Source organism: Streptomyces cucumeris, from assembly GCF_024295805.1.
Lineage (GTDB): Bacteria > Actinomycetota > Actinomycetes > Streptomycetales > Streptomycetaceae > Streptomyces > Streptomyces cucumeris.
Genome location: NZ_JANCLX010000013.1, coordinates 94035 through 105838 on the forward strand (window position 1 = coordinate 94035; position 11804 = coordinate 105838).

Below are 11804 nucleotides of genomic sequence, written 5' to 3' on the forward strand. Positions count from 1 at the left end.
CCCGACGGCCGGGAGTGGAGGAAACGTACACTTCCCGGCCGCCCCGGCGACACCTAGGGTCTCGGTCACTCCCCACAGCGCGATCCGCCTCACCCCCGCGGATCCCTCTCCGTCCCCGCCCCGTCTCCCCCCGCTATCCCGGCCCCGCGCCGGACCGAGGAGCACCCATGAGCGCTGTCGACTACACGGTGATCGTCATCTATCTCGCGGGCATGCTCGCGCTCGGCTGGTGGGGGATGCGCCGCACCACCTCCACCAGCGACTTCCTGGTCGCGGGCCGCCGTCTGGGCCCGGTCATGTACTCCGGCACCATGGCGGCGATCGTCCTGGGCGGCGCGTCCACGATCGGCGGGGTGGGCCTGGGCTACCAGTACGGGCTGTCCGGTGCCTGGATGGTGCTGACCATCGGCCTCGGTCTGCTGGCGCTGTCCGTCTTCTTCTCGGCGCGGATCGCGCGGCTGAAGGTCTACACGGTCAGCCAGATGCTGGACCTGCGCTACGGCGGCTCGTCCGGGCTGATCTCCGGCATCGTCATGTGGGCCTACACCCTGATGCTGGCGGTCACCTCGACCATCGCCTACGCCACCATCTTCGACGTGATCTTCGGCCTGGACCGCACGGTCGCGATCGTGCTCGGCGGGGCGATCGTGATCTGCTACTCCACGCTCGGCGGGATGTGGTCCATCACCCTCACCGACATGGTGCAGTTCGTGGTCAAGACGGTGGGTGTGCTGCTTCTGCTGCTGCCCATCGCCGTGGTCAAGGCGGGCGGCTTCGGCGCGATGCGGGACGAACTGCCGGACGGGTACTTCTCCCCCATGGGCATCGGCGCGCAGACGGTCTTCACCTATGTGCTGATCTACTCCTTCGGCATGCTCATCGGCCAGGACATCTGGCAGCGCGTCTTCACCGCCCGCGACGACCGGGTGGCCCGGCGCGGCGGCACCGCGGCCGGGACGTACTGCCTGGCCTACGCCGTCGCAGGCGCCGTCATCGGCACGGCGGCGAAGGTGCTCTACCCCGAACTCGGTTCGCCCGACGACGCGTTCGCGACCATCGTGGAGGACGCCCTGCCGGTGGGGGTGAAGGGGCTGGTGCTGGCCGCGGCGCTGTCCGCGGTGATGTCCACCTCCTCGGGCGCGCTCATCGCCTGCGCCACGGTCGCCAACAACGACATCTGGGCACGGCTGCGCGGACGCACCCTGCGCACCGGCGGCGGTCCGCATGACGAGGTGGCGGGCAACCGGCTGTTCATCCTCGTCATGGGAGTCGCGGTGGTCGGTATCGCGATCGCCCTGAACAACGTGGTCGAGGCGCTGACGGTGGCGTACAACCTCCTGGTCGGCGGGTTGCTGGTGCCGATCCTGGGCGGGCTGCTGTGGAAGCGGGGCACCGGCGCGGGCGCGCTGGCCTCGGTCGGGGTCGGCGGTGTCACCGTGATCGGGCTGATGGCGTGGAAGGGCATCCTCGCCAACGAGCCCATCTACGGCGGTCTGCTGGCCTCCCTCGCCGCCTATGTGGTCGTCAGCCTCGCCACCAGGCCGACGGACGCGGCGGTGCTCGACGCCTGGCGCCGCAGGCTGGCCGGGGAGTCCGCGCCCGCCGACGAGCCCCCGGCCCCGGCCACCGTCTGACCCGTCCCCCCTCTGTTGTCTCCTTCCCGAAAGGCAGTTCCCTCCCATGCACACCGCACCGCGGATGCGTCACGGCGGCGATCTCGTCGTGGAATCCCTCACCGCGCTCGGCGCGACCACCGTCTTCGGGCTTCCCGGGCAGCACGCGCTCGGCGCCTTCGACGCGCTGCGCCGCTCGGGGCTCGGGTACGTGGGGCTGCGGGTGGAGAACAACGCGGGCTTCGCCGCCGACGCGTTCGCCCGGGTCACCGGGTCGGTCGCACCGCTGCTGGTGTCCACCGGACCGGGCGCGCTGATGACGCTCGCCGCGCTCCAGGAGGCGGCCGCGGCCTCCGCACCGGTCCTGGCGATCGGCAGCCAGGTGCCGACCGCCGGGCTGGGTGGCGGACGCAAGGGATATCTGCATGAACTGACCGATCAGCAGGCGTCGTTCCGCGATGTGGTGAAGTCCGTGCACACCGTCCGCACGGCCTCCCAGATCCCCTCGGCGCTGGCGGCCGCATGGACATCCGCGCTGGAGGCGCCCGCCGGTCCGGTGTGGCTGGAGATCCCGCAGGACGTGCTGCTGGCGCCGGTGGCCGTTCCGCCGGTGAGCGCGCTGCGGGCCGAGCCCCGGCCGCTGCCGCCCCGCCCCGAACTGATCGAGCACACCGCGGAGTTGCTGCGGGGCGCCGAGCGGCCGGTGATCCTGGCCGGGGGCGGGGTGGTGCGCTCCGGGGCGCGGGAGGAGCTGCGGGCGCTGGCCGAACGGCTGGACGCGCCGGTGGCCACCACCTTCGGGGGCAAGGGCGCCTTCCCCTGGGACCATCCGCTGTCCCTCCAGTCCTGGCTGGAGGACCGGCACACCACCACGCTCCTGGAGGACGTCGATGTGCTGCTGGTCGTCGGCTCCGGACTCGGTGAACTCTCCTCCAACTACCACACGTTCCGCCCCCGCGGCCGTCTGGTGCAGATCGAGGCCGACCTCGGCAAGCTGGAGTCCAACCACCCGGCACTCGGCATCCACGCCGACGCCCGCGCGGCGCTGGCCGCCCTGGCCGACGCGGTACCCGCCCGCCCCGCCGGGACCGGCGCGAAGGCCGCGGCGGACCTGCTGGCCCGGGTGCGGGAGCGGATCGACGGCCAGGGCCTGGAGCTGGAGCAGGGGGTCCTGGCGGCGGTCCGGGAGGCGCTGCCCGACGACTCCCCCAGCTTCTGGGACATGACGATCCTCGCCTACTGGGCGTGGTCCGCGTTCGACCCGCGCGCGGGCGCCCTGCACTCGGCCCAGGGCGCGGGCGGCCTCGGCTACGGCTTCCCCGCCGCCCTGGGCGCCGCCGCCGCGGACCGCACCCGCCCGGTGCTGGCGGTCTCCGGCGACGGCGGGGCCATGTACTCGATCGCGGAGCTGGCCACGGCCCGTCAGTACGGGCTGCCCGTCACCTGGCTGATCGTGGACGACGGCGGCTACGGCATCCTGCGCGCCTATATGGAGGACGCCTTCGGCGAGGCGACCGGCACCGAGCTGGCCCGCCCCGACTTCGTCGCCCTCGCCGAGTCGTTCGGCGTCCCCGCGGTCCGTACCACAGCCGGGCGGCTGGCCGGGGACCTGGGCGCCGCGCTGGCCGCCCCCGGACCGTCGGTCGTGGTGCTGCCCGCACAGCTGCGTATGTTCGCCCCCACCCACCTCGCGGACCAGGGCTGATCGGAGGAAATGGGCCCCGCCCGGCGCCGAGCCTAAGGCGCGGCCCTCCTGTCCTGTCCTTACCGTGCCAGTGACCCATTGGCTCCGCGCTCGTTCACCCAACCGGGGGAACGGGACGATCGCAGGTAAGGCGAGGTGCTCTGGATGGTGGCTCCGCCGGACAACGATGATGTGCTCCGGGCACGCACCCTGTCGTACGCCTACGGCGGTTCGCCCGCCCTCCTCGGTGTCTCCGTCGGCGCGCGGGAGGGGGAGATCCTGGGGGTCACCGGCCCGCGCGGCTGCGGGAAGACCACCCTGCTGCGGTGTCTGTCGGGCCAGCTCGTCCCGGACCACGGCGAGGTGTGGTTCGGCGAGGTCGCCGTGCACCGCCTCCCCGCGCTGGACCGCGAGCGGCTGCGCGGTGCGCGCTTCGGCTGGATCGGCACCGAGCCTCATCTCGTCCCCGAGCTGACCGCCTGGGAGAACGCGGCGCTGCCGCTGCTGCTGAGCGGCACCGCCCGGCGCACCGCCAAGAGCGCCGCCCTCGAATGGCTGGACCGGCTGGACGTCGGCGAGTGCGCCCGGATCCGCCCGGCCGGACTGGTGCAGGCCCAGCGCCAGCGGATCGCCATCGCCCGTGCGCTGGCCGCCACCCCCTCGGTGCTCTTCGCGGACGAGCCCACCGCGCCGCTGCACCGCGCCGACCGCGGCCAGGTGCTGCGCACCCTCACCTCGGCGGCGCGCTCCCTCGGCATCACCGTGGTGCTGGCCACCCAGGACGAGGAGGTGGCCACCCTCGCCGACCGCACGGTCGCCCTGGTGGACGGCCGCCGGGCGGGCTCGTCGCCCGCCTCCGAGGAGGAGGGCAGGGCGGCGTGCTCAGTCTCCGCCTAGCCCGCGGTTCCCGTCCGGCCGTCCTGCTGCGCAGGGCGCTGGTCGTCCTCGCCGCCGCGGGCACCGGCTTCCTGCTGCTGAGCGCGCTCGGGTTCGCGGCCGGCCATCCCACCGATCCCCGGGGCGGGGTGGCACGGCTGCTGTGGTGCCTGGTGCCGCTGGCCGCCACCGTCCATCTGACGGTGGCCGTCGCGCGTGCCGATCCGATCAGCCGCCCGCCGTCCGGACTCTCCGCGGCCGGCCTCGGCCCGGCCCGCTCGGCGCTGCTCGCGGCCACCGGCGCGACGTTGTCCTGCGCGGCCGGATCCGGTCTCGCCCTGCTGGCCTTCCTGCATCTGCGGGGCGGGCTCGGCGGTTCCTGGCTGGAGTGGGCGGGCAGCGGCGCCGCGGACCGGGCGCTCGGCGCCGGGCGGCCGCTGCCGCTGGCCGGGGCGATCATCCTGGTGGCGCTGGTCCCGGTGGTCGCGGGCGCGGTGTGCGCGGCGGTGCTGTGGCCGCGGCAGCCCGGTGACCGGCGGACCGCCGCCGAGGCCCGGCGGAGCACCGTGCCGCCGGTCGCCACCGGCCCGGTCGGGCCCCTCCCGGACCGCTCGACCTCCGGTCTGCCGTGGGGCATCGCCCTGACGGCGGCCGGGCTGGCGCTGGAGGCGTACGCGGGCAGCGGCGCGGCACCCCGTCATGACGCCCTGTTCCACCTGCCGGGACGGCTCGGCGACACCCCGCCCGGAGTGGTGGGCGGCTGGGCGCTGACCATGGCCGGACTGGTGCTGGCCGGACCGGGGCTGACCCATCTGTGCGGCTGGCTGCTGGCCGTGGGGCGGCCGGGCGCGCTGCGGCTGCTGGCGGGGCGGGTCCTCCAGCAGGAGGCCGGGCTGCTCGGCCGCCCGGTCGGGGTGCTGTGCGCGATCGCCGCCTCCGGGTACGCCGTGGCGCGGCTGGACGGCACCGGATCCGGGCGCTCTGGGGACCAGTTGCTCGGCCCGCTCACCGTCCTGGGAGCGGCGCTGGTCGTGGTGTGCGCACTGGCCACCACCGTCACGGCGGCGCTGGAGGCGCGGGCGGCGCGGCGGCGCACCACCGACGCCCTGCTGCGTCTGGGCGCGCCGTCCCGGCTGCTGCGGGGCGCCGCCGCGGTGCGCGCGGCGGCCCTGGTGGCGCTGCTGTCCCCGCTGACGTGGGCGGTGGCGCATCTCACCACGATGCCGATGAGCCAGTGAGACCGGTGGCACCGCTGGGGCGGGGGTGTGATCGCGGAAGCAGACGGTCCGGCGCGGTGTGATTAGCATGTCGCGATGCAGACCGATGACGCTTCCTCCACCGCGCCCGACCGGGAGATCGAATCCCTCGAGGAGTTCGACCGGGTCGTGGCACGCGGCACGCTGGCCGGTTTCCGGGTCCAGTCCGTCGATCTGACGGACCGTACCTCCGCGCTGCTCTCCACCAAGAGCGCCGAGGCCGTCTTCCTGGGCTGTCCGATGGACCCCGAGGCCGCGGCGAAGGTGCGGGCCGGGGGCGCGCTGGTCTTTCCGCCGGTGCCGGACCTGCCGTTCGATCCGTACCGCGGCACGCTCTACTCCGCGGCGGAGCTGTTCGAGGGCCTGGCCGCGGAGGGCTACGAGGGCACGCCGGACGCGCTGGCCTACACCTGGTTCCAGCGGACCAAGGCGGACGGCGACATCTTCGGTTCGATGCTGCGCGCCGTCCATGACGACGCGGTCTCCGACGCCCTCGACGAACTCCTCGTCGGCACCCCGGTGGTGGGCGTGATGGGCGGCCACGCGCTGGAGCGCGGATCGGACGGCTTCGCGGGCGCCGCCCGGCTCGGCCGCACCCTGGCCCGGGCGGGGCTGACGGTCGCCACCGGCGGCGGTCCGGGCGCCATGGAGGCGGCCAACCTGGGTGCCTACGCGGCGCCGTTCGCCGATCCGATGCTGGACGAGGCGCTGGAACTCCTCGCCAAGGCACCGTCGTTCAGCCCGTCCATCGGCGGCTGGGCCGAGATGGCGTTCGCGGTGCGGGAGCGCTGGCCGGAGGGCGGCACCTCGGTCGGCATCCCCACCTGGTTCTACGGCCATGAGCCGCCGAACGCGTTCGCCTCGCACATCGCGAAGTACTTCGCCAACGCCACCCGTGAGGACGGCCTGCTGGCACGGTCCACCGCGGGCGTGGTCTTCCTGCCGGGCGCGGCGGGGACCGTTCAGGAGATCTTCGACAACGCCACGCCGAACTACTACGAGTCGCGCGGTGAGCCGACCCCGATGGTGCTCGTGGACCGCGACCACTGGACACGGCGGCTGCCGACGTGGCCGCTGCTGGAAGCCCTCGCGGAGGGCCGGCCGATGAAGTCCCGCATCGCGCTGGTGGATTCGGTGGACGAGGCGCCGGACGCACTGGCGGCACTGCGGGGCTGAGGGGCTGGGCGGGGCTGACGGGCTGGGCGGGCGTCAGCCGTCCCGCTCCAGCACCACGACCTCCGCCGCCTCGAAGGCGGCCCCGACCCGCTCCCCCGTCCCGGGGGCGTCGCGCAGCGCGCACGACGCCTCCAGGCGGGGGGCGTCGCTGTCCGACGGCCGGAGGACGAGCGCCACGTGGTCCCCGCGGAAGGTGCGCGCGGCCACCGTGCACTCCAGCCCCTCCCGGGGCCCGGTCAGCCGCACCCCCGCGGGGCGGACCAGCAGCCGGCACGCTCCGGGCCGGGTGCCGGGCGGTACCGGCAGCCTGCCCCAGGGGGTTTCGGCGACACCGTCCCGCACGGTCGCCCCGACCACGTTGTCGAAGCCGAGGAAGCGGGCGACGAACTCGCTCACGGGCCGCTGCCACACCTCCAGCGGGGTGCCGCTCTGCGCGATCCGGCCGCGGTCCATCACCACCACCCGGTCGGCCAGCGCGAACGCCTCCCCCTGGTCATGGGTGACCGCGAGCACGGTGGTCCCCAACCGGCCGAAGAGCTCGCGCAGTTCGACCACCAGCCGCTCGCGCAGCCCGCGGTCGAGCTGGCCCAGCGGCTCGTCGAGCATCAGCAGCCGGGGCCGCGGGGCCAGGGCCCGGGCCAGCGCCACCCGCTGCTGCTCACCGCCGGACAGCGAGTCGACGGCGCGCCGCTGGGCGCCGGGCAGCCCGACCAGGTCCAGCAGTTCGGCGACGGTGCGCTCGGTCTCCGTACGCCCGGTCCGGCGCATCCGCAGCCCGAAGGCGACATTGCCGCCCACATCGCGCTGCGGGAAGAGCTGGTGGTCCTGGAACATCAGGCCCACGCCGCGCCGGTGCGCGGGGACGCCGGTCTGGTCGCGGTCCGCGAGCCACACCCGTCCCGCGTCGGCGCGCTGGAGCCCGGCCACCACCCGCAGCAGGGTGGACTTGCCGCTGCCGCTCGGTCCGAGCACACACACCGTCTCGTGCTCGGCGACCGCCAGGTCCACGGCGTCCAGGGCGTCATGACGGCCGAACCTGACCGACACCCCGTCACAGCGCAGCAGTGCCATTCAGAACTCCCCGGAACGGTCGGTGCGGATGCGTTCCAGCGCCACCAGGGACGCGGCGCAGACCAGCATGAGGATCGTGCTCAGGGCCATCGCCTGGCCGTAGCTGAGTTCACCGGCGCGGCCCAGGAAGCGGGCGACGGCCACCGGCAGGGTCGGGTGGTCGGGCCGGGAGATGAACACCGTCGCCCCGAACTCGCCCAGCGACACCGCGAACGCGAAGCCCGCCGCCACCGCCAGCGCCCGTCCCACCAGCGGCAGGTCCACCTCCCGCCAGACGCGCAGCGGGGAGGCGCCCAGCACGGCCGCCGCCTCGCGCAGCCGGTGGTCCACCGCCCGCAGCACCGGCAGCATGGTCCGCACCACGAACGGCACGCCCACCAGGGCCTGTGCCAGCGGCACCAGCATCCAGGAGGCGCGCAGATCCAGTGGCGGTTCGTCCAGGGCGATGAGGAAACCGAAGCCGACGGTGACGGCCGAGGTGCCCAGCGGCAGCATCAGCAGCGCGTCGAAGCCCCGCACCAGCCTGCCCGCCCGCCGGGTGAGGGCGGCGGCCGCGAGGCCGCCCACGACCAGGGCGATGACGGTGGCGACGGCCGCGTACCGCAGGGAGTTCCCGACGGCCTCCAGGGGGGCCACGAAGAACGTGCCGCCGCTGTCGGCCGCCGACTGGAGCGCGCGGTAGGAGTCGAACCCGTAGCCGTCGGGCCCGTTGAGCGAGCGTTCCACCAGCACCGCGAGCGGGGTCAGGATCAGCAGCGCGGCGACCGCGAGCACGCTTCCCAGCAGTGCCCACTGCGCCGGGCCCTGGGGGCGGCGGGCGGTGCGGGCCGGATCGACCAGCCGCAGCGCGCCCTCCCGGCGCCGTACGGTCCACGCGTGCAGGGCCAGGACGCCGCCGACCGCGGCGAACTGGACGAGGCTGAGCACGGCCGCGGTCGGCAGGTCGAGAAGCTGCGCCGTCTCCCGGTAGATCGCCACCTCCAAGGTGGCGTAGTGCGGGCCGCCGAGGATCTGCACCACCCCGAAGGAGGTGAAGGTGAAGAGGAAGACCATCAGGGCGGCGGCGGCCACGGCGGGCGCCAGCGCGGGCAGGGTGACCCGCCGCCATGCGCTCAGACGGCTCGCGCCGAGCATCCGCGCGGCCTCCTCCTGGCGCGGGTCGAGCTGGGCCCACAGCCCGCCCACGGTCCGTACCACCACGGCGTAGTTGAAGAAGACATGGGCGAGGAGGATCGCCCAGACCGAGGTGTCCAGCCGCACCCCCCACAGCTCGTCCAGCAGTCCGCCGCGGCCCAGCAGCGCCAGGAAGGCGGAGCCCACGACGACGGTCGGCAGGACGAACGGCACCGTGACGACGGCGCGCAGCAGCCCCTTGCCCGGGAAGGCGAAGCGGGCGAAGACATACGCGCCGGGCAGGGCGATCAGCAGGGTGAGGGCGGTGGAGGCGGCGGCCTGCCAGGCGGTGAACCACAGGACGTCCACCACGGCCGGGTCGCTCACCACCTCCGGGATCCGGCCGAACCGCCACCGGCCGTCGGTGCGCAGGCCCCGGGTGACGATGGCGGCCACCGGATAGGCGAAGAAGATCCCGAAGAAGGCGAGGGGCACGGCCATCAGGGCCAGCCGCAGCGCCGCACCGCGCGGATCGCGCGGCGGCCCGACCTCCCGGGCCTCCCCGGCGGCCCCGGTGCTCCCGGTGTCCCCGGTGGTCTTCTCGGAGGCGGTTCCTACAGGACGAGCGAGGACCATGCCTTGACCCACGGCTCACGGTTCTTGGAGATCTTCTGCGGGGAGAGGGTCGCCGGGTCGGCGATCTCGACCCCGTACCGGGTGAAGAGCTCCGGCAGCTTGACGTCCTCGCGCGCCGGGTTGACGTACATGCTCAGCGGGACGTCCGCCTGGAACCGCTTGCTCAGCAGGAAGTCCAGCAGCGCCTTGCCGCCCTTGGTGTTGGACGCGCCGTTCAGCAGCCCGGCGAATTCCACCTGCCGGAAACAGGTTCCCGTGGCCACTCCGGTCGGAGCCTTGGCGGGCTTGGTCTTGAGGTCCGCCACCCCCGCGGGCGGGCTGGAGGCGTAGGAGACGACGAGCGGCTTGTCGCCCTTGCCGCCGCCGGAGAAGCGGTCGAAGTACGCCTGCTCCCAGCCGTCGACGACCTCGACCCCGTTGGCCCGCAGCTTCTTCCAGTAGCCCTTCCAGCCCTCGTCGCCGTACCGGGCGGCGGTGCCGAGCAGGAAGCCGAGACCGGGGGAGGACGTGGCCGCGTTCTCGGTGACCAGCAGGTTCTTGTAGGCGGGCTTGGTGAGGTCCGCGAAGGTCCGCGGCGGCGCCAGCTTCTTGTCGGCGAAGTACGCGCGGTCGTAGTTGACGCAGATGTCGCCGTAGTCGACCGGGGTGACGCGGTGCTCACCGGCGTCGAGTTGGAACTCGGCCGGGACCCTGTCCAGGTCCTTGGCCCGGTACGGCGTGAACAGGTCATGGTCGAGGGCGCGGGAGAGCAGGGTGTTGTCGACACCGAAGAAGACATCGCCCTGCGGGTGGTCCTTGGACAGGATGGCCTGGTTGACGGCCGAGCCCGCGTCGCCGCCGGTCTGTCTGCGCACCTTGTAGCCGGTCTTCTCGGTGAACTCCGCGAGCACCGCCTTGGACACCGCGAAGGAGTTGTGCGAGACCAGGGTGACGGTCTTGGAGTCGGCGCCGCCGGGGCCCCCGGAGTCCTCACCGCAGCCCGCGAGGGCTATGAGTCCGAGCGAACCGAGGAGGGCCGTGCCGATGGCACGCCGGAGGTGGCTGTTCATGCTGATGCTGACTCCCTACGCCGGTATGACCCGGATCAGGTCCGAGGGTCTGCGGCCGTGCCGCACTCTCAGCGCCCTGGGCGCTCCCCTGTCGGAATGTTCATTTGTACGACGGTGCGATGTTTCGCGAAGGCACCGTATCAGCCGCCGTTCAGCGCTCCGTGGCCGCCAGCTGCCCGCAGGCTCCGTCGATCTCCTGCCCCCGGGTGTCCCGGACGGTCACCGGCACACCGTGCGCTTCCAGGGCCGCCACGAACGCCTTCTCGTCCTCGGGGCGGGAGGCCGTCCACTGGGAGCCGGGCGTGGGGTTGAGCGGGATGAGGTTGACGTGCACCCGGCGGTTCTTGAGCAGCCGCCCGAGCAGATCGGCCCGCCACGCCTGGTCGTTGATGTCCTTGATCAGGGCGTACTCGATGGAGATCCGGCGGCCGGACTTCTCCGCGTACTCCCACGCGGCGTCCAGGACCTCGCGGACCTTCCAGCGGGTGTTGACCGGAACGAGGGTGTCGCGCAGCTCGTCGTCGGGGGCGTGCAGGGAGACCGCGAGCCGGCACTTGAAGCCCTCGTCGGCGAAGCGCAGCATCGCCGGAACCAGTCCGACGGTGGAGACGGTGATCCCGCGCTGGGACAGCCCAAGACCGTCCGGCTCGGGGTCGGTGAGCCTGCGGATGGCACCGACCACCCGGTTGTAGTTGGCCAGCGGCTCGCCCATGCCCATGAAGACGATGTTGGACAGCCGGGCCGGACCGCCGGGGATCTCGCCGTCCCGCAGGGCCCGCATCCCGTCGACGATCTGGTGCACGATCTCGGCGGTGGACAGATTGCGGTCCAGACCCGCCTGGCCGGTGGCGCAGAACGGGCAGTTCATCCCGCAGCCCGCCTGTGAGCTGATGCACATGGTGACCCGGTCCGGGTAGCGCATCAGCACGGACTCCACCAGCGTGCCGTCGAACAGCCGCCACAGGGTCTTGCGGGTCGTGTCGTCGTCACAGCTGATGTGACGCACCACGCTCATCAGCTCCGGGAGCAGCTCCCCGGCCAGCTTCTCGCGCGAGGCGGCGGGGATGTCCGTCCACTGGGCCGGATCGTCGGTGTACCGCGCGAAGTAGTGGCGCGACACCTGACCGGCCCGGAAGGGCTTCTCCCCCAGGGCGGAGACGGCCTCGCGGCGCTCGGCGGGGGTGAGGTCGGCAAGGTGCCGCGGGGGCTTCTTGGCCCCGCGCGGCGCGACGAAAGTGAGTTCTCCGGGCTTAGGCATGGTTCACCCAGTGTCGCAGACGTACGAAGGGCCCCGCGCCGCCCGGGGCGCGGGGCCGCTCGGCGGGGGCGG

General features: G+C 73.6%; 8 protein-coding genes, 1 pseudogene and 1 riboswitch. Of the genes and pseudogenes, 5 read left to right on the forward strand and 4 right to left on the reverse strand.

All coding sequences use genetic code 11. From position 1 onward, the window contains the following. The first annotated feature begins 167 nt into the window (after window positions 1-167). The 5 genes and pseudogenes from NMK44_RS20365 (at window position 168) to NMK44_RS20385 (ending at window position 6605) form a co-directional block, all read left to right on the forward strand. Entirely contained in the window at window positions 168-1634 is a 1467-nt protein-coding gene (locus tag NMK44_RS20365) for a sodium:solute symporter family protein (RefSeq protein WP_254745122.1), read from the forward strand. A 46-nt stretch (window positions 1635-1680) separates the two neighbouring features. After that, complete coding sequence (locus tag NMK44_RS20370; protein ID WP_254745124.1) at window positions 1681-3318, forward strand: thiamine pyrophosphate-binding protein; 1638 nt, start codon at window positions 1681-1683, stop codon at window positions 3316-3318. Window positions 3319-3549: 231 nt separating this feature from the next. Continuing rightward, window positions 3550-4194: pseudogene (locus NMK44_RS20375) on the forward strand (ABC transporter ATP-binding protein); the annotation flags it as partial. Further along, the gene (locus NMK44_RS20380) at window positions 4176-5411 is read left to right on the forward strand and encodes a hypothetical protein (protein ID WP_254745128.1); all 1236 of its coding nucleotides are present in this window, start codon (window positions 4176-4178) and stop codon (window positions 5409-5411) included. The pseudogene NMK44_RS20375 and the gene NMK44_RS20380, both read left to right, overlap by 19 nt. A gap of 75 nt (window positions 5412-5486) precedes the next feature. Next, entirely contained in the window at window positions 5487-6605 is a 1119-nt protein-coding gene (locus tag NMK44_RS20385) for an LOG family protein (RefSeq protein ID WP_254745130.1), read from the forward strand. Window positions 6606-6638: 33 nt separating this feature from the next. On the opposite strand, the gene NMK44_RS20390 is transcribed toward NMK44_RS20385, so the two are convergent. The 4 genes from NMK44_RS20390 to rlmN all read right to left on the reverse strand — a co-directional run bounded on the left by NMK44_RS20390 (window position 6639) and on the right by rlmN (window position 11732). Further along, window positions 6639-7676 (reverse strand): ABC transporter ATP-binding protein, encoded by a 1038-nt coding sequence (locus NMK44_RS20390; protein WP_254745132.1) that lies wholly within the window; start codon window positions 7674-7676, stop codon window positions 6639-6641. Next, the gene (locus NMK44_RS20395) at window positions 7677-9290 is read right to left on the reverse strand and encodes an ABC transporter permease (protein WP_254745257.1); all 1614 of its coding nucleotides are present in this window, start codon (window positions 9288-9290) and stop codon (window positions 7677-7679) included. Window positions 9291-9403: 113 nt separating this feature from the next. Then, complete coding sequence (locus NMK44_RS20400; protein WP_254745134.1) at window positions 9404-10474, reverse strand: thiamine ABC transporter substrate-binding protein; 1071 nt, start codon at window positions 10472-10474, stop codon at window positions 9404-9406. Further along, window positions 10470-10574: riboswitch (TPP riboswitch) on the reverse strand. Its footprint overlaps the gene before it by 5 nt. Before the next feature lie 51 nt (window positions 10575-10625). Further along, a complete protein-coding gene (gene rlmN / locus NMK44_RS20405; protein ID WP_254745136.1) occupies window positions 10626-11732 on the reverse strand; it encodes a dual-specificity RNA methyltransferase RlmN in 1107 nt (368 codons plus the stop codon). Window positions 11733-11804 lie beyond the last annotated feature (72 nt).

Coding starts and splice junctions, on each gene's coding strand:
- rlmN (WP_254745136.1), bottom strand. CDS start 11,732: ATGCCTAAGCCCGGAGAACTCACTTTCGTCGCGCCGCGCGGGGCCAAG.
- NMK44_RS20395 (WP_254745257.1), bottom strand. CDS start 9,290: ATGGCCGTGCCCCTCGCCTTCTTCGGGATCTTCTTCGCCTATCCGGTG.
- NMK44_RS20390 (WP_254745132.1), bottom strand. CDS start 7,676: ATGGCACTGCTGCGCTGTGACGGGGTGTCGGTCAGGTTCGGCCGTCAT.
- NMK44_RS20365 (WP_254745122.1), top strand. CDS start 168: ATGAGCGCTGTCGACTACACGGTGATCGTCATCTATCTCGCGGGCATG.
- NMK44_RS20370 (WP_254745124.1), top strand. CDS start 1,681: ATGCACACCGCACCGCGGATGCGTCACGGCGGCGATCTCGTCGTGGAA.
- NMK44_RS20385 (WP_254745130.1), top strand. CDS start 5,487: ATGCAGACCGATGACGCTTCCTCCACCGCGCCCGACCGGGAGATCGAA.
- NMK44_RS20400 (WP_254745134.1), bottom strand. CDS start 10,474: ATGAACAGCCACCTCCGGCGTGCCATCGGCACGGCCCTCCTCGGTTCG.